This window comes from Bordetella genomosp. 11 (genome assembly GCF_002261215.1).
Taxonomy (GTDB): Bacteria; Pseudomonadota; Gammaproteobacteria; order Burkholderiales; family Burkholderiaceae_B; genus Bordetella_C.
Genome location: NZ_NEVS01000001.1, coordinates 1,369,715 through 1,387,463, shown reverse-complemented (window position 1 = coordinate 1,387,463; position 17,749 = coordinate 1,369,715). Strand labels below are relative to the sequence as shown.

At 67.6% G+C, this 17,749-nt stretch carries 14 protein-coding genes; 9 read left to right on the top strand and 5 right to left on the bottom strand.

The features are described from left to right. Window positions 1-185: 185 nt before the first annotated feature. From CAL28_RS06210 to CAL28_RS06195, 4 genes are all read left to right on the top strand, one after another. The gene (locus CAL28_RS06210) at window positions 186-1,583 is read left to right on the top strand and encodes an HdeD family acid-resistance protein (protein ID WP_094840467.1); all 1,398 of its coding nucleotides are present in this window, start codon (window positions 186-188) and stop codon (window positions 1,581-1,583) included. Between the two features lie 93 nt (window positions 1,584-1,676). Then, complete coding sequence (locus tag CAL28_RS06205) at window positions 1,677-2,684, top strand: Lnb N-terminal periplasmic domain-containing protein (protein ID WP_094840466.1); 1,008 nt, start codon at window positions 1,677-1,679, stop codon at window positions 2,682-2,684. Window positions 2,685-2,899: 215 nt separating this feature from the next. Then, the gene (locus CAL28_RS06200; protein ID WP_094840465.1) at window positions 2,900-4,936 is read left to right on the top strand and encodes a hydantoinase/oxoprolinase family protein; all 2,037 of its coding nucleotides are present in this window, start codon (window positions 2,900-2,902) and stop codon (window positions 4,934-4,936) included. A 22-nt stretch (window positions 4,937-4,958) separates the two neighbouring features. Next, on the top strand, window positions 4,959-6,668 hold the full coding sequence (locus CAL28_RS06195; RefSeq protein ID WP_094840464.1) for a hydantoinase B/oxoprolinase family protein: 1,710 nt from the start codon (window positions 4,959-4,961) through the stop codon (window positions 6,666-6,668). Between the two features lie 19 nt (window positions 6,669-6,687). On the opposite strand, the gene CAL28_RS06190 is transcribed toward CAL28_RS06195, so the two are convergent. After that, window positions 6,688-7,614, bottom strand: coding sequence for a LysR family transcriptional regulator (locus CAL28_RS06190; RefSeq protein ID WP_176463890.1), 927 nt, complete (start codon window positions 7,612-7,614; stop codon window positions 6,688-6,690). A 135-nt stretch (window positions 7,615-7,749) separates the two neighbouring features. Here CAL28_RS06190 and CAL28_RS06185 point away from each other — a divergent pair, with 135 nt between their 5' ends. Beyond that, complete coding sequence (locus tag CAL28_RS06185; RefSeq protein WP_176463889.1) at window positions 7,750-8,736, top strand: Bug family tripartite tricarboxylate transporter substrate binding protein; 987 nt, start codon at window positions 7,750-7,752, stop codon at window positions 8,734-8,736. Between the two features lie 15 nt (window positions 8,737-8,751). Here the strand turns inward: CAL28_RS06185 and CAL28_RS06180 are convergent, their stop codons facing one another. Both CAL28_RS06180 and CAL28_RS06175 read right to left on the bottom strand, forming a co-directional pair. Beyond that, entirely contained in the window at window positions 8,752-9,150 is a 399-nt protein-coding gene (locus CAL28_RS06180) for an MAPEG family protein (RefSeq protein ID WP_094840461.1), read from the bottom strand. A 67-nt stretch (window positions 9,151-9,217) separates the two neighbouring features. After that, window positions 9,218-10,078 carry an IclR family transcriptional regulator gene (locus tag CAL28_RS06175; RefSeq protein WP_094840460.1) on the bottom strand — a complete coding sequence of 287 codons (861 nt, stop codon included), beginning with the start codon at window positions 10,076-10,078 and terminating at the stop codon, window positions 9,218-9,220. Window positions 10,079-10,191: 113 nt separating this feature from the next. Between CAL28_RS06175 and CAL28_RS06170 the strand changes: the two genes are divergently transcribed. The 4 genes from CAL28_RS06170 to CAL28_RS06155 all read left to right on the top strand — a co-directional run bounded on the left by CAL28_RS06170 (window position 10,192) and on the right by CAL28_RS06155 (window position 14,821). Continuing rightward, window positions 10,192-11,175: a Bug family tripartite tricarboxylate transporter substrate binding protein gene (locus CAL28_RS06170; RefSeq protein ID WP_094840459.1), complete on the top strand. Its 984-nt coding sequence runs from the start codon at window positions 10,192-10,194 to the stop codon at window positions 11,173-11,175. A 104-nt stretch (window positions 11,176-11,279) separates the two neighbouring features. Further along, a complete protein-coding gene (locus CAL28_RS06165; RefSeq protein WP_176463888.1) occupies window positions 11,280-11,696 on the top strand; it encodes a GlcG/HbpS family heme-binding protein in 417 nt (138 codons plus the stop codon). Then, window positions 11,689-12,699 carry an aldo/keto reductase gene (locus CAL28_RS06160; RefSeq protein WP_094840457.1) on the top strand — a complete coding sequence of 337 codons (1,011 nt, stop codon included), beginning with the start codon at window positions 11,689-11,691 and terminating at the stop codon, window positions 12,697-12,699. Before CAL28_RS06165 ends, CAL28_RS06160 begins: the two co-directional genes overlap by 8 nt. Continuing rightward, entirely contained in the window at window positions 12,689-14,821 is a 2,133-nt protein-coding gene (locus tag CAL28_RS06155) for a beta-galactosidase trimerization domain-containing protein (protein ID WP_094840456.1), read from the top strand. The genes CAL28_RS06160 and CAL28_RS06155 overlap by 11 nt, the downstream gene beginning before the upstream one ends. A 16-nt stretch (window positions 14,822-14,837) precedes the next feature. On the opposite strand, the gene CAL28_RS06150 is transcribed toward CAL28_RS06155, so the two are convergent. Together CAL28_RS06150 and CAL28_RS06145 are read right to left on the bottom strand one after the other, a co-directional pair. Then, a complete protein-coding gene (locus CAL28_RS06150) occupies window positions 14,838-16,526 on the bottom strand; it encodes a thiamine pyrophosphate-binding protein (protein WP_094840455.1) in 1,689 nt (562 codons plus the stop codon). Further along, window positions 16,523-17,749 carry an alpha-hydroxy acid oxidase gene (locus CAL28_RS06145; protein WP_094840454.1) on the bottom strand — a complete coding sequence of 409 codons (1,227 nt, stop codon included), beginning with the start codon at window positions 17,747-17,749 and terminating at the stop codon, window positions 16,523-16,525. Before CAL28_RS06145 ends, CAL28_RS06150 begins: the two co-directional genes overlap by 4 nt.

The following is a 17,749-nucleotide window of genomic DNA, read 5'->3' as shown; positions in this document are numbered from 1 at the left end:
CAGTCACGACCGCCCGGAATAAAGCGGCGCGCAACCGCGATGAGCGGCACTTTCCGGGAACCGGCACGGAACTTGTTCTTGACGAGATCCGGCACGGCCTTTACTTTTTTGGCTGGTCCGTGCCCGTTGCACGGCTGCGGCGATCCGATCGAACCACCGCGCATTGGCGCGCCAGGCCTGGGAAAATGAGCCATCTCGTCCTATTGCTGCTGGGTGTCGACTATCTGCGCAAGCGCGCGCAAGCCCTCGTCGTCGCCGGCTGGATATTCCTGCTGGCGGGCATCGTCGTTTTCATCGACGCGCTGGACGGCGCCCTGTATTTCCCCCTCAATTTCTTCGCGGTACTGTTCGTCATCGAAGGCCTGGCGACGCTGGCCATCGCCAAGTCGGGGGTGGGCGGGCAGCGGGTGCTGCGCTATGTCAAAGGCGTGTTCGTGCTGGCCGCCGGCGCCCTGATCCTGGCCGGCCACCATCACGGGCATTTCGTGCTATCCATGATGTTCGGCCTGCTGTTCCTGGTGGACGGCCTGATACAGTGCACCGCCGCCTACGTGGTGCGCTACGAGCGCTGGCGCTACGTCTTCGCCTCCGGGGTGGCCGAAGTACTGCTGGCGATCTTCTTCTTCCAGCCCTATCCCACCCACTATGTGGGCACCGTGCCGTACTGCCTGGGGCTGTTCCTGGCCTTTGCGGGGATCAAGCTGTTGTCGCTGGCGCGCCGCGTCCGCCACCTGGACTCCAACCCCGCCCTTGCCGACAACCCGAACCCGGAGTTCATGCCCACGCGCGAGGACGCTGCGGCGCGGACGGTGTTCGAAGGACCGCCGCTGGCATCCGAGCGGGCGCTGACGGTGCATGTCTGGACGCCGTCCGGCTCGGCCAAGGCGCAGACGCGGAACTACCCCGTGGTGGACCGGTATATCGCCGCCGTCGACGTCAATGGAGTGGTGTCCACCGGCCATGCGGCGCTGGAGTCGCCCGAAGGCGTATACGTCAGCCTGTATCCGGCCGCGGAAATCGATCATTCCCCTGAGCAGTTCGGCACGCTGCTGCGCGCCACGGCCGAAAACAACGTCCCCGGCATCTTCCAGCCCGACTACCGCACCGAATCGAAGGCATGGTGCCCATCCACCGTGCAAGTACGCATCCGCAACTATGACGCCGCCAAGCTGCAGGCGTTCTGGGACGGCTATCGCGAGAACACGACCTACAACCTGACATATCGCAATTGCTCCAGTTCGGTGTCCAACGCCCTGGAGGCGGCGCTGGACGGCGTGGTCGGCCGACTGCATGGCGCGCGCGCCGGCTGGGGCCTGCTGCTGCGGCTGCTGCTGACGCCGGAACTATGGGTGGCGGCGCAGATCCGCAAGCGCGCCCTGACCATGGCCTGGACGCCGGGCCTGACGCTGGACTATGCCCGCGCACTGAGCATGCTGGCCGACCCGCGTCCCTTTGGCTGGTGGAAGATGTCGCAAGCGGCGATCCGGCAGATCGGCCAGCGGCGCGCCGGGTGGCGCCGCCAGGACCGCGAGGCCGTCGCACGCAATGCGCGGCCGCAACCCACCACCGAGTCTCGACAATGATGAGGCGCATCGCAGCCGCATGCCTGTGGTCCCCGGTACTCGCGCAATAGCCGGCTCCGCCGCGGCCGATCCTGTCCCGCGGATGACGGCCCCATGATCCTGCAAAGCGCGATCGTGCCGGCAATACTGGCGTCCGCCATCTGGGGCGCCTTCGCGCTCTGGTTCCAGGCGTCGCGGGCAGGCTGGGCGCGCGTCCTCCTGCCCCTGGGCTGGCTCGCCGTCGCTACCGCCGCGCTGATCGGTCTGGCGCGCGGCCATCATCTGCCCGCCTGGCTGTTCTGCGCGGCGCTACTGGTCCTGCTGGCCTGGTGGTGGCTGGGTGTGCGGCCTTCCAACGAGCGCCAGTGGATGCCCGAGGTGGCCCGGCTGACCCAGGGCGCGGTCGACGGCGACATCGTCACCCTGCACAACGTGCGCAACTTCGCCTGGCGTTCGGCGACCGATTACGACGCCCGCTGGGAAACGCGCGTCTATCGACTGTCGTGCCTGCGATCGGTGGACCTGGTGCTGTCGTATTGGGGCCGGCCGGCGATCGCCCACGCCATGGTGTCGTTCGGTTTCGACGGTGGGCAGTACGTGGTGTTCTCGGTCGAAATCCGCCGCAAGGTGGACGATGTTTTTTCCGAGATCGGCGGCTTCTTCCGCCGATACGAGCTGGCGGTACTGGCTTCCACCGAAGAAGACAGCCTGCGCGTGCGCACCAACGTGCGGGGCGAGGACAGCTATCTGTACCGCGTGCGCATGCCCGAGGGCGCCGCCCGCTCCCTGTTCCTGTCGTATGTGGACATGGCTACCCGCCTGGCGGCAAAGCCGCGTTTCTACAACACACTGACCGCCAATTGCACGACCATCGTGTACCAGCTGGCCAAGAGGATCGTGCCCGGCCTGCCGATGGATTACCGGCTGCTGCTATCGGGCTACCTGCCCGAGTACCTGTATCGCCTGGGCGCGCTCGAGGGCGCCGGCAGCGTGGCGGCATACCGGCGCGCCGGCCGCTATACCGAACGCGCACGCGCCACCCTGGACCCAACGCGGTACTCGCACAACATCCGCGTTGGCGTGCCCGGCGTGGCGGCAAAGGCACGTGTCGACCCATCCTGAATCCCGGGAACACGACGCTCGCGGCTTCTTTGGCCGCCGCCATCCGCGCCAGCTTCGCGACGGTATTCATTCCAGGTAAAGCGAGGCCGCGGCATACGGCCTGGCCATGCGCCCATAAACGCCGCTGTATAGCCTCATAGAGCCGCCCGGGCTGGCGCGCCCCGGCCCCCTTCCCTACCATTTCCGCATCTTTGGACATGAGGGCGGAGGGGAAGATGTACAGAATCGGTGTCGACGTGGGCGGGACATTTACCGACCTGGTGCTGGTGCACGCGGAAAGCGGCCGGACCGTATTCCACAAAGTGCCTTCCACCCCGGATGATCCTTCGGAGGCGATCCACCGCGGCGTCACCGAACTGATCGCCGAAAACCGCCTGGACCCCGCGGAAATACGCCACATCGGCCACGGCACCACGGTGGCCACCAACCTGGTCATCGAGCGCAAGGGCGCGCGCTGCGCGCTGATCACCACGAAGGGCTTTCGCGACATCCTGGACATCGGACGCCAGACGCGGCCGCACAACTTCGATTACGGCGTGCGCAAGCCCGAGCCCCTGGCGCCGCGCCGCTGGCGCAAGGAGGTGCGCGAGCGCGTGGAGGCCTCCGGCGCCGTGCTGGAGCCGCTGGACGAAGAAGAAGTACGGCGCGCCGCGCGGGAACTCAAGGCGGAGGGCGTGGACGCCATCGCGATCTGCTATCTGCATTCCTATCGCAATCCGGCGCATGAACAGCGCAGCCGGGACATCGTGCGGGAGATTCTGCCGGATGCCTACATCTGCCTGTCCAGCGAAGTCCTGCCGGAATTCCGCGAGTACGAGCGATTTTCCACGACGGTCCTCAACGCCAAGGTGGGACCGCGCATGGAAAGCTATCTGGCGAACTTCCTGAATCGCGTGAAGGAAGCCGGGGTACGCCAGGAGCCCTTCACCATACATTCCAACGGCGGCCTGATGTCGGTGGAGGCCGTGCGCCGCTTTCCGGTCAAGACCTGCCTGTCCGGCCCGGCGGCCGGCGTGGTAGGGGCGGCCATGATGGGTCGCGCCATCGGCTATCCCAACCTGGTCACCTTCGATGTGGGAGGCACCAGCACCGACGTATCGCTGATCGCCAACGGCCAGGCCATGTTCAGCGCCAGCCGCAGCGTGGCCGGCTACCCGGTGAAAACGCCCATGGTGGATATCCATGTGATCGGCGCCGGCGGCGGCAGCCTGACCTGGCTGGACGATGCCGGCTCGCTGAAGGTAGGTCCGCAAAGCGCGGGCGCGGTGCCCGGACCGGTCGGCTATGGCCGCGGCGGCGAGCAGCCGACGCTGACCGACGCGCAGATTTCGCTGCATCGCCTCAATCCCCAAAGCGTCCTGGACGGCAAAATGCCGATCCATGCCGACGCCGCCAAGGCGGCGCTGCGCGAGCGGATCGCCGAGCCCCTGGGCATCGGCCTGGAAAAAGCGGCCGAGGGGGTTATCCGTATCGCCAACGCGAATATGAGCCGGGCCATCCGCGCCGTATCCACCGAGCGCGGCTACGATCTGTCGGAGTTCGCCCTGTTCGCCTTCGGCGGCGCGGGCCCGCTGCACGCATTGGGCGTAGCGCGCGAGTGCGGCATTCCCACCGTCATCGTGCCGCCGGCACCCGGCAATATGTGCGCGCGCGGCATCCTGCTGACGGATATTTCCTTCGACTTCGTCGCCAGCGAGATCGCGCTGGTGCAGGCCGGCAACTGGCCGCGCATCGGCGACCGCTTCGACGGCTTGCGCGCGGCCGCCGACCGTTGGCTGGACGACGAACAGGTGCCGCCCGCCGACCGCCGCTATCAGTGCTTCATCGACGCCCGCTACGTGGGACAGAACTTCGAAGTGCAGGTGCCGATGGAGGCGGTGGCCGACGATGGGCTATCCCGTTTCGAGGCCGCGTTCCACGACGCGCACAGGAAGGAGTACGGCTACGACGTGCCGACCCGGCCGATCGAGATCATCAACTGCCGCATGAAGGCCATCGGCACCATCGCCAAGGCGCCGATGGCCCTGCTGGCGGACGGCGGCGGCGACCGGCCACGCGGCAGCCGGGAGATCCATTTCGGCGAACGCCACGGCTGGATGCCGGCCGCCGTGTACCACCGCGGCGACCTCGCCGCCGGCGCCCGGCTGACCGGTCCCGCCGTGATAGAGGAGATGAGCTCCACCACCGTGATCGAACCCGAACACAGCCTGACGGTGGACGCCTACGGCAACCTGATCATCGACATCGCATAGACCCACGGCCCAGGGGACGGAAATGAAACAGCAGGAAGCAGTGCACGATCCCATCGAGATGGAAGTCTTCAACAACCGGCTTCTGTCGATCACCGAGGACATGAACAACACGCTGGTGCGCTCCTCGTTCTCGACCAATATCAAGGAGCGCAAGGACTGCTCCGTGGCGCTGTTCGACGCCGCCGGCCGGCTGGTCGCTCAGGGAACCCAGATCCCGCTGCACCTGGGCTCGCTGAACGGGGCGGTCAGGACGGTACTGCAACGCTACGGAACGGACGGCATCCGCGACGGCGACGCCTATATCTGCAACGATCCCTACCTGGCCGCCGGCAGCCACCTGCCCGACGTCAATGTGGTGACGCCGGTCTTCCACGGCGGCCGCCTGGTGTTCTTCGCCGCCAACATCGGCCATCACTCGGACTTCGGCGGCGTGGTGGCCGGCTCCATCGCGGGCGGCCTGCGGTCCATCTACGCCGAAGGCCTGCGGCTGCCGGTCATCCGCATCCTGCGCGAAGGCGTACTGGACGAGGACTTGCTGAACCTGATCTCCCACAACACGCGCGATCCCGAGGAACGCACCCTGGACCTGAAGGTGCAGATCGCCACCAACGAACGCGGCGCGGCCGCGGTCAGGAAGCTGATCGGCCAGATGGGCCTGGAGAAAACCCTGCGCGCCGTGGAGGACGTCATCGTCTACACGCGCAATCGCCTGCGCATGCGTATCGCCGAGCTGAAACAAGGCACCTACACCTTCGAGAACTGGCTGGACGACGACGGGCTGGGCGACGGCGATCCGATCGCCATCCGGGTGTCCGTGACCGTGGACCGCGACCGGCTGGTATTCGACTTCGCCGGATCGGGCCGGCAGGCGCGCGGCGCCATGAACCTGCCGGTGAACGCGCTGAACGCCTGCGTCTACTATGCCGCCAAGGCCCTGCTGGATCCGGCCCTGCTGGCCAATGAAGGCCTGTTCGAGCCCCTGGAGATCCGCCTGCCGCCAGGCAGTATCGTCAATCCGGATTCGCCGGCGGCCGTGGGCGCGCGCTCGCTGACGGCGCAGAAAGTGGCGGGCGCCATCTTCGGCGCTTTCCGGGGCGTGCTGCCGGAAAGCCGGGTGATGGGCGCCGGCAACGATGTCTGTCCGGCCATCGTTTTCTCCGGACGCAACGCCCATCGCGCGGGCGAGTTCGTCTATCTGGAATCGATAGGCGGCGGGTCGGGCGCGACCGCCGACGCCGACGGCATGGACGGCATCCATGTCCACATGACCAACTCGTCCAACCTGCCGGTGGAGGCGCTGGAGAACGAATACCCGTTGCGTGTGGATGAATACGCCTACGTGCAGGATTCGGGCGGCGCCGGCCGGCGCCGGGGCGGCATGGGGCTGCGGCGGCAGATCCGCAGCCTGGCCGACGGCATGGTCTTCACCGCACGCGCCGATTCCCATAAGGTCGGCCAGGCCACGGGCGCGCTGGGCGCGGGTCCCGGACGCCGCGCGCGGCTGGAACTGCACGAGGCCGATGGCACGGTACGCGAACTGTCGTCCAAGCCGGCCGCCATGACCTTGCTGGCCGGGCAAAGCGTTCGCATGGAGACCTCAGGCGGCGGCGGGCTGGGCCCGGCGCCCGAGCGCGCCGCCGCCGACGTGGCGGACGACCTGGCCGACGGCATCGTGTCCCGCGAGTGGGCGGAAACCCATTACGGCGAGCAGATGCGGCGCCTGCGCGGCTGAGGCTGCCGCGCGAAGGGCTTCATTGCGCCGGCGCGGCGCCCGCCGTTGCCGTGACGTTGCCAGGCACCTGCTGCAGGATGAAGCGGCGCAGCCACGCGTGCGCGGGATCGCTCTGGTGGCGTCCATGCCAGAACATGGCGATGCGCAGGCGGGGCAAGGGCAAGGGGGCCGGCAGCACCACGGTGCCGCTCAAGGGCGCCAAGGCGCCGGCCATGCTGGCGGGCAAGGTCGCGATCATGTCGGAAGCGTGCAGCACGAAGGGCACGGCCAGATAACTGGACAGCACGATGCCGACGCGCCGGCGCCGCCCCTGCGCCGACAAGGCGGCGTCCAGCTGCGTGTTGAAGTAGCCGGCATGCCCCACCGCATCCATGTGCTCGTGATCGAGGAAAGTGTCCAGGTCCCAGGGGCGGGCCAGCAGAGGGTGCCCTTCGCGCACCAGGCAACAGGCGCTCTCTTCGAACAGGACACACGCGCGCAGGCTATCCGGTGGGTCCGGGTAATGGCCGATGTACAGCTCGATGTGGTTCTGCGTCAGCATGTCCTGGCCGCCATGCAGCGTGGGCGGCAAGATGCGCAGGCGCAGATGCGGCGCCGCCGCGCGCAGCTTTCCGACCAGCGCGGGCAGCACGGCGAACTGGATATAGTCGCTGGCGTAGACATTGAAGTCCTTGTGCGCGGCGGCCGGGTCGAAGTCCACGGCGCCGGCCGTTTCGGTAAGCCAGGCTTCCAGCAGCGGCCTGAACTCCCGATGCAGGTGCATCGCGCGCTCGGTGGGCCGCAAGGAGTTGCCGTGCCGGGTCAGCAGCGGATCGCCGAACAGGTGGCGCAGGCGGCTTAGCGCGGAACTCATCGCGGGCTGGGTAATCCCCAATTGGGCGGCGGCCTTGGATACGCTGCGCAGGGAAATCAGCGCGTCGAAATGCGGCAGGAGGTGTAGGTCCACGGACTGCATCGTGTCTGATCTATAGGTCTATAAGCGCCACTATGTGTGGCAGGCCGCGCGTTGTTCGTACCATGTCCGGGGGGATTTCCCCTGCGCATGTCTTTTTACTACGACTCGATGAGAAGGATCTCAATCATGAGCACAAGGGGAAAATTCGGAACGTTGCTGGCACTGGCCGCGGCGCTCTGCGGGACGCCGGCCGGCGCCCAGGAAACGGCGGCGAAGTGGCCCGACAGGCCGGTCCATTTCATCGTCCCGTTCGCCGTCGGAGGATCGACGGATCTGGTGATGCGGCGGGTGGCCGATGAACTGGGCAAGCAGACCGATCAACCCATGATCGTGGAAAACCGGGTCGGCGGCGGAGGGCTGGTCGGCTCGTCGTGGCTGACCCGGCAGAAGCCGGACGGTTATACCCTGATGATCGGCACCATCTCCACGCATGCCATGCATCCCAGCGTATTCAAATCCCTGCCCTACGACATCTTCAAGGATTTCACGCCCATCACCATGATCGGCAGCATTCCGGACCTGATCGTGGTCAATCCGGCCGTTCCCGCCAGGACGTTGCAGGAATTCATCGCGCTGGCGAAATCGGAGCCGGGGCGCATCAGCTACGGCTCGGGCGGCCCGGGAACATCCAGCCACCTGGGCACGGAATACTTCGCCGCCGAGGCGGGCATCAAACTCAACCATATCCCTTACAAGGGCAGCGGACCGGCGCTGGTGGACGCGCTGGGCGGTCACGTCGACATGATGCTGGACGTCATCATGACGTCGCTGGAGCCGGTCAAGAGCGGCCGCATGCGCGCGCTCGCCGTCACGTCGTTGCAGCGCTCGCCGCTGATGCCCGATGTGCCGACCGTGAGCGAACTGGGCATCAAGAACTTCGAGGCCATCATCTGGTTCGCCATTTACGGGCCGGCCGGCCTGCCCAAGGATCTGCAGCAGCGCATCGCCGACAAGGTGGATGCCGTGTTGGAGCGCCCGGAGATGAAGGCCTACCTGCTGCAACAAGGCATACAGGTCGTGGCCGCCGGTCCCGCCCAGTTGTCGGCGCAGATGAAAGCCGACTACGCCAAATGGAAGCACGTCGTGGAGATTTCGGGTTTCCAGCCGCAGTAGCGCCGGTCCGATCCCCTATTGCTGCGTCATCAGGTAGATGATCCGCCCCAGCGCGCCCAGCACCAGCACCGTGGTGGCAAGCGCCTGGATGGCGAAGCCGGGGAAGCGCTTTTCGGCCGCCGCCACATAGCCGGCGAAGTAGATCAAGCGGCCAACGATCCAGACCAGGCCCAGGATGGTCGCCCAGAACGGACTCCAATAGATCGCGAACAACCACAGGGCGGGCAGGAAGATCATCATCCATTCCAGCGTGTTCGCATGCGTCCGCACCGTGCGATCCAGCAGCGGGGCCCCGGTCATCGCCGGCGGCGCGATGCCGGTTTTCATATGCGCGCGCGCGCTGGCCAGCGCCATACCGAAACAAAGCAGTCCGGACAGTAGCGTCACGAGGGCGACGCTGTAATAGGCATCCATACAAGGCTCCTGTTCAATGTCTACACCACACCGTTCCGCATCCCCGGCACGGCACCCTCCGCGCGTGTCAATAGTCCGCGCTTGTCCGCCCGATGCCGAGCTGGCCGGCGATTTCGTCGGCCTCCCGCCGTAGCAGCGCCGCGATCGCCAGGTAACGGTCATCCTTCATGACGCGGCTGCTCAGGGCCGCCACGCTCAGGGCGGCGTAGGGCCGCCCCGCCCGGGTGGGGATCGCCACGCCGACCGCGCTGACTTCCGGGAGGATGTTGTCGTGATTCAGCGCGAAGCCCAAACGGCGGGCATTCGCCACCATGCGGCGCACGACGTCGGCGTCGAGCATGCCGTAACGGGCGATGCGCGACGCATTGCGCTCGATATAGGCCTCGCATTCCGCGGCCGGCATATGCATCAGCAGGGCCAGGCTGGCGGCTGCCGCGCCCAGCGGCCGCCGGTTGCCGACGTCGATCGTCAGCGCGCGGACCGGATAGCCGCCTTCATGGCGGGCGATGCATACCGCATCGGCGCCGCTGCGCACCATCAGAAAACAGGTATCGCCGGTTTCGGTGGAAATGCGCGCCATCGAGGCCGCGGCGATTTCGCGCAGGGGGAATTGCTGTTCCGCGGCCAGCCCGAGCTCGAATGCCAAGCCGCCCAGATAGTGCCGTCCATCGCCATCCCGCATCGCCAGTCCTTCCGCGCACAGGCCGCGCAACAGCCGATGCACGGTGGCGCGCGGCAAGGCGGTGCGCGCCACGAGGTCGACAATGCGCGCGCCCTCGCGCGTGTTCTCCGCCAGGGCACGCAGCACCCGCGCCGCGAAGCTGACCAATTGCGCCCCGCGCACGGGCTCGCGCGCCTCGCCGGCCGGATCCCCCGCGTCGGCCGGCCCGGCGGCGTCCATCATGTTCACATAGTGTTCGTTATTCAATGGTTTTCACCGATTTCATTGTCCGGTCAGTTTCCTGAACTTATTATTTCCCGGCAGGCGACACAGACCGCCGCGCTATGAATATACACATAGTGATCACAAGGAGGAAGACAATGAAGCTTGCGCGTCTCTATACGCTCGGCCTGGGGGTGGCGGCCGCCTTATCGCTCGGATCGCCCTCCGCCCATGCGGCCGAACCCTATCCATCCAGGCCGATCCGCTTGATCGTGCCCTACGCGCCTGGCGGCGGCACCGATATTTCGGCGCGCGCGCTGGCGCAGCATATGGGGCAGGAGCTGGGACAGCCCGTCATCGTGGAGAACCGGCCGGGCGCCGGGACGCTGGTGGGCACGGCCTTTGTCGCCAAGGCGGCGCCGGACGGCTATACGCTGGTCTACGGTTCGGTGACGCACACCATCGCGCCGGCCCTGTACAAAAACAAGATGCCCTTCGATGCGATCAAGGACTTCACGCCGATCTCCCAGGTCGCCACCTTTCCTTTCGTATTCCTCGTCCAGTCCACCTCGACGATCACGTCCATCCCGCAACTGATCGCGGACCTGAAGGCCAGGCCGGGCGCGTTGAATTATGCGTCCGTGGGCAACGGCACTGGCACCAATCTATCGGGCGAGATGTTCAAGCTGATGACGCATACCAGGATGACCCACGTGCCATACAACGGTTCCGGTCCGGCCATCACCGCATTGCTCGGCGGCCAGGTCCAGGTCGCGATCAGCGACCCGCCCCCGGCCATGGGCTTCATCAAGGACGGCAAGCTGCGCGCGCTGGCCGTGACGACCGCGCAGCGCTCGTCCGCCCTGCCCGGCGTGCCCACGCTGGCCGAAGCCGGCGTACCGGGATTCGAGTTCACCTCCTGGTGGGGCGTGTTCGGCCCCGCGGGACTGCCGGCGGACGTCACCCGGCGGCTGAACCACGCCATCGTGAAGTCCCTGCAATACCCGGACGTGAAGGCCGCCCTCGCATCGTTCGCCGCCGAACCCGTCGGCAGCTCGCCATCGGACTTCGGTGCCACCGTGCGCAGCGAGGTCGCCAAATTCGCCAGGATCGTCCAGGACGCGCACATCTCCATCGACTGACGCTTCTGAGAGGCACGGCCGGGATCCCCGCGCCTCTCGTTCTCGCATTCGTTCCCATGTTTCATGACTTTCCGCCGCCCATGCAACCATCATTCCACTCACCCATGAAGCCCGTGCTGACACTGGACGCCGCCAAGCGCGTCGCGCAGCATGCCCTGGATACCGCGCGCCAATACGCGCTGAAGGTAGCGGTCGCCATCGTCGACGACGGCGGACGGCTGCTGTATTTCGAACGCATGGACGAAGTGCCCTGGGGCAGTGGCGAGGTCGCCCTGGCCAAGGCCGCCAGCGCCGCCGCCTACCGGCGCGATACGGCCGTCTTCGACGACCGGCTGGCCAACGGGCGCCTGGCGGTGCTGGGCCAGCCCGAGGCATTTCCCATCCAGGGCGGCGTGGCCCTGCGCATCGGCGGCCTGTGCGTGGGCGCCATCGGCGCCAGCGGCGCCCTGGCATCGGAAGACACCATGCTGTGCCAGGCGGGCGCCGCCGCCCTGGCTTCCGTGGAGAACGATCTTGGCTGACACGTCCGCGACATCCGCGCCGCTGGAGCGGCGTCCTTTCGGTTCGACCGGCCTGCGGCTTTCCCGCCTGGCCCTGGGCGGCCACGAATACCTGCCCGACGGCAGGTCGCGCGGCTTCAACGAAAACATGAAGCAGGCCGTCTCGCCGGGCTACGTGGGCGAGGGCTATGGCGGCCCCAAGCGGCGCCAGGTGCTGGCGGCCGCCTACGACCTGGGCATCAATGTCTTCGACGTGACGATCGATTCGGAAAAGGAAGCGCTGGGCCGCAACCTGCGCGAGATGCCGCCCCCTTACGACATCCACATCCAAACCCGGCCGGAAGGCATGTGCTACGGCTACGACGAGAACAACCGCAAGCTGCTGGACTACGCCCTGTTGCGCGCCGAAGTCCAGCGCGGCCTGAAACTGCTGGGCCGCGATTGCATAGACCTGTTCAACGTGGGCCTGCTGAACTGGTCCATCGACAACGATCCGGACTACATGGCCACCCTGGCGGGCAATCTGGCGGCCCTGAAGCGCGAAGGGCTGATCCGCCATGCCGTGGCGGATTCGTTCTCCGGCGAACGCCTGTACCTGGCCATGATGCGGAGCGGCGGGTTCGACGCCGTCAACGTGGACCTGAACCTCGGCGACGCGCAAGCCCTGCAAACGGTGTTGCCGGCGGCGCGCGCGGCCGGCCTGGGCTGCGTCGCGCGCGAAGCTTTCTTCAAAGGGGCGTTGTTCCAGATCGGCGCCCAGGCAGGCATCCCGGACAAGGCACTGCTGGCGCAGATGGCTTTGAAATGGGTCAACCTGCACCGTCCCGACGTGTTGATCGTCGGCGTGGACAACGCCGATCAGCTGCAGACGAACGCCCACAGCTTGCAGGCCGGCGCATGGACATCGGAAGACGAGGACCTGCTGGTGCGCCTGCGTGCCTCGCCGGCCTTTCGCCGATACGAGGCCGACAAGTTCCGCGAATTCTTTCCCCATCCCGTGGAGACGAATAGCCATGACGCCTGACCTGGACCATCGTTGGCTGAAAGACAGCCTGGCCATGATCACGACCATGCGGGCGGACGACGCCTCGCGGTGGGATCCCGGAAAACTGGTCGAGCTGGCGCGCTCGTTCTCGCTCGGGGCGCTCGGCTTCAGCGTCGGCGGCGTGACCGCGTTCTACCCGACGCGTTTGCCGGACCACCCGGTCAGCCCGTCCCTGGACGGCCGCGACCTGGTCGGCGAAACGATAGCCGCGCTGCACGCCGCCGGCATCCGCGCCATCGGCCGCATCGACCCCAGCCTGGGCAGCCCACAGGCCTACGCCCGGTATCCGGAACGCTTCGCACGCGACGCGGACGGCCAGCCCATCAAGCTGCACGATTTCTACCTGACCTGCCCCAACGGCGACCATTTCCGCGTTTTCATGATCGACGTCGTGCGCGAGATCGTCGAGCGCCATGCGCTGGACGGACTGTGGGCCAACGCCGCGCAATTCTCGCCGTGGAGTACCGGACGCTGCTATTGCGATCGCTGCCGCACCTCGTTCCGCGAGGCCTTCGGCAAGGACTTCCCCGAACGCGAAGACTGGAACGATCCCGTCTGGAAGCAATACAACGAGTGGCGCTACACGCGCATCGCGGATTGGAACCGCATGGTGAAGGCCGTCATCGACGAGGTCCGCCCCGCGTGCGCGTGGCTGCCCTTGAGCCAGGTCATCGAATCCTGGGACCACACGCGCAAGGGCGGCTGGGACATCGACATGACGATCCCGCACGCCGACGGCGTGGTGCTGGAGGCGCAGCGCCGCTACTGCAATCTATGGTGGCCCGGCATGGAAGCGCGCTACGCGCAAGGCATGGACGATCAGCGCGGGTCGGGCATCACCATCAGCTATTTCTATCCCTGGTGGCGCTTCACCCACGCGCCGGTCGCGGAGAACCGCGTGTGGGCCGCGCAGATGGTCGCCAATGGGGCGCGTCCGTGGCTGCACCTGACCGGCTATTTTTCCGAGCACTTCGACCGGCGCGGGCTGGAGCCCATGCGCGCGCTGTTCCGGTTCTTCCACGAACGCGGCGACGTCTATCAGGATCGCCGCTCCGCCGCCGAAGTCGCATTGGTGTATTCGCGCACCTGCCTGGACTATACCGGCGCGGCACAGCCCGACCTGAACTACCTGGACGGCTTTCGCGGCGCCTACAACGCCTTGATGGACGGCCGCCTGCCCTTCGACCTGCTGTCCGACAAGAATCTGTCGGCGCGATCGCTTGCCCGCTACAAAGCCGTGCTGCTGCCCAATCTGGCATGCATGGACGAGGCGCTGGCGCGGATTCTGCAGGACTATATGGAAGGGGGCGGCCACGTCGTCGCGACCTACCGCACCGGCTTCTGCGACCGCTGGGGCAATCCCCGCACGGAACCCCTGATCTCGAGCCTGCTGGGCGCCCGCTATACCGGCGAAACCCGTACCGACCTGAAAGCCGCCTATGCGCTCATCGGCCGCCGGGATCATCCGGTACTGGCGGACACGGGCGACACCGACCTGCTGCCCCTGGCCGGCGGTGTGTGCCGCTTCGAAGCCGGCCTGGCGGACGATGCCGACGTCCTGCGGCTGGTGCCGCCCGTGGAGGCGCGGCCCGGCAGCGGCATGAGCGTGCCGGAATTCAATGCCGCGGCAGGCATCACGGATATCCCGCTGTTGCTGAGCCGCAGGATCGGCGCCGGCAGCCTGGTGTATTTCCCATGGGAGCCCGACCGCATCGGCTTTCATTTCGGCCTGCGCGACCCCATGCGCCTGCTCGCGCAGGCCTTGCGTGCCGCGCCCGGGTGGTCGGATCTGGTGACGATCGACGGCCCGGGGCTGATCGATACCTCCGTCATGGACAAGCCCGGAAGCCGCGTGGTCACGCTGGTGAACTTCAACACCCACGGCGGGATGCGCAGCGGCAATCGCCGCGCGGTCGAAGAAGTCATCCCGCTGCACGAGCTGCGGCTGGCCGTGCGGCTGCCCGCCGGTGCGCGCTGCGTGGGCGCCGAGCTGGCGGTAGCCGGCACGCCTGTCCCCTACCTTCAGGAGGGCGAGCGCGTGCGCGTGACGATACCCCGCATGACGGAGTTCGAATCGCTGGTACTGTCCTGGGAGACATAGCCGCGCGTTACCGGCATTACCCGCCCTTCTTCGCGGCGCTGGCGCGCAGCGCCGCGATGGTGGTGCGCGGGGACAGCGCATCCTGGCTGACCGGCAGTTCGAGCAACGCGGGCCGCCCCGCCTTCGCGGCGCGGTCGAAGGCGGCCGCGAAGTCCCCGGTGCGTTCGACGCGCTCCGCATGCAGGCCGTAGGCTCGCGCCAGCGCGACGAAATCGGGATTCGTCAGGTCCGTGGCGCATACGCGCCCGGGATAATGCCGCTCCTGGTGCATCCGGATGCTGCCGTACATCGCGTTGTTCACGACGATGACGATGATGTTCAGCTTGTAGTGCGCCGCGGTGGCAAGCTCCTGGCCATTCATCAGGAAACAGCCGTCGCCCGCGAAGCAGACCACCGTGCGTTCCGGGTGGCGCAGCTTGGCCGCGACCGCGGCGGGCAGGCCGTATCCCATCGTGCCGCTGGTGGGAGCCAGCTGCGTGCGCACGCCCCGGTACTGGTAAAAGCGCTGCACCCACAAGGTATAGTTGCCCGCGCCGTTGGTGATGATGCTGTCCGGCGGCAGCGTCTCGCGCAAATGCGCGACCACCGCGCCCAGGTCCATGCCGCCCGGCATGGGGCCGGGTCGCAGATTGTCCAGGTAGTCGGCGCGCGCGGACTCCGTCCATGCCGCCCAGCGGCGCACGGCCGGTGCCTCCAGGCGCGCGGCTTCCCTGGCGAAAGCCGCCACCCCGGCGTTGATGGGCAGGTCCGCCTGGTACACGCGGCCCAGCTCTTCGGGATCCGCATGCACATGCACGAGTTTCTGGCGTGGCCGCGGCACGTCCAGCAGGGCGTAGCCGTTGGTGGTGGTTTCCCCCATGCGCGGTCCGATCGCCAGGATGAGATCGGCCTGGCGGATGCGATCGGCCAGCCTGGGGTCCATGCCCAGCCCCGCCTCGCCCACATAGCAGTCATGCCGGTTGTCCAGCAGGTCCTGGCGGCGGAAGGCGCAAGCGACCGGCAGTCCGTGAGCGTGCGCGAACGCCGCGACGTCTTCGCTGGCCTGCCGTGTCCAGGCGCCGCCGCCGAGCAGCGCCAGCGGCCGTTGCGCGGCGGCCAGCAGATCGCGCAGTTCCGCCATGGCCTGCGGCGTCGGGCCTGCCTGGGCGGTACGGTAGGGCGGCGCATCGTCGACCTGCACGGCTTCGGCCAGCATGTCTTCCGGCAGCGCCAGCACCACCGGGCCGGGCCGCCCCGACGTGGCGACGTGAAAGGCCCGGCTGATGTATTCCGGGATGCGGCGCGGGTCGTCGATCTGGTCCACCCATTTGGCGATGTGGCCGAACATGTGGCGGTAGTCGATTTCCTGCCAGGCTTCGCGGCCCATGCAATCGCGCGCCACTTGTCCCACGAACAGGATCAGGGGCGTGGAGTCCTGCCGGGCGGTGTGCACGCCGATACTGGCGTTGGTGGCGCCGGGGCCGCGCGTGACGAAACAGATGCCCGGCTGCCCGGTCAGCTTGCCGTGCGCCTCGGCCATATGCGCCGCGCCGCCTTCCTGCCGGCAGACGATCAGGCGGATGACGTCGCGCGCGTCGTGAAAGGCATCGATGGCGGCGAGGAAGCTTTCGCCGGGCACGCAGAAGGCGGTATCGACGCCGTGCAGGCGCAGCGCATCGACCAGGACCTGGCCGCCAGTGCGGGAAGCGAGCGTGGATGCGGTCATGATACGGAAAACTCCTCGGTCAACGGTTCGGGGGCGGACACGCCTTCCCATCGTGAAGCGCCCGGCGCCAGGCCGGCGGCGGGACAGATGAACTCGTGATTCAGCCCCGCCACGGCGGGGCAGCCCAGCAGCGCCAGGTCCACATCGATCTCGCGCGACAGCAGGCGCAAGGCATGGTGCACACCCTCCTGCCCACCGGCCGCCAAACCGTACATCGCGGGGCGGCCGATGAAGGCGGCGTGCGCGCCCAGGGCCAGCGCCTTCAGGACGTCGGTGCCTCGGCGCACGCCGCCGTCCAGCAGGATGGCCAAGCCGGGCGCGGCCGCGGCGATGGCGGGCAAGGCGTCGAGCGAGGCGACGGCGCCGTCCAGCTGGCGTCCGCCGTGATTGGATACGAACAGGCCATCCACGCCGATGCCGCGCGCGCGCCCGGCATCGGCGGCGCGCAGCACCCCCTTGACCAGCAACTTGCCCTGCCACCGTTCGCGTATCCATGCGATTTCGGCCCAGGTCATGGACGCGCGACCGGCGCGGTGGTCACCCTTCGCCGCCGTGATGATGCGGCCGCCGCGCTGCGCCGTGAAGTTCTCGAAGCGCGGGATACCCTGCCGCCACAGTGTGCGCGCGAAAGTAGCCGCCATCCAGCGCGGCCGGATCAGGCCGCCCCAGACCAGTTTCGGACTCAGGCGCAGGGGGATGCTGAAGCCGTTGCGCAATTCGTTTTCGCGGGTCGAGGCGATCGGCACGTCGACCGTGACGACCAGCACGCGCACGCCGGCGTTCGATACCCGCTCCAGCAAAGGCTGGATGACTTCCGGACGCGCCGGCAGATAGGCCTGGTACCACGTGTCCGGATTGGCCTGGACCACGCGCTCCAGCGGCGTGGTGGACGCCGCGCTCAACACGTAGGGCACCTGGGCCTGCCGGGCGGCCTGTGCCATCGCGATATCGCCCTCGTAGCCGCACAGCCCGGCCACGCCCATGGGACTGATGCCTATCGGAGCGGCGTAGCGCACGCCGAACAGTTGCACCGACTGGTCCCGCGCCGAGACGTCGACCAGCGGCCGGGGCAGGAAACGCCAGCGCGCGAATGCGGCCCGGTTGGCCCGCAACGACGATTGGTCCTCGCTGCCGCCATGGACATAGCCATAGATGCCCGGCGGCAAGCGCCGCCGCGCCACCGCCTGCAGATCGGCAATGGAAAGGGCCTGGTCCGCACGCAT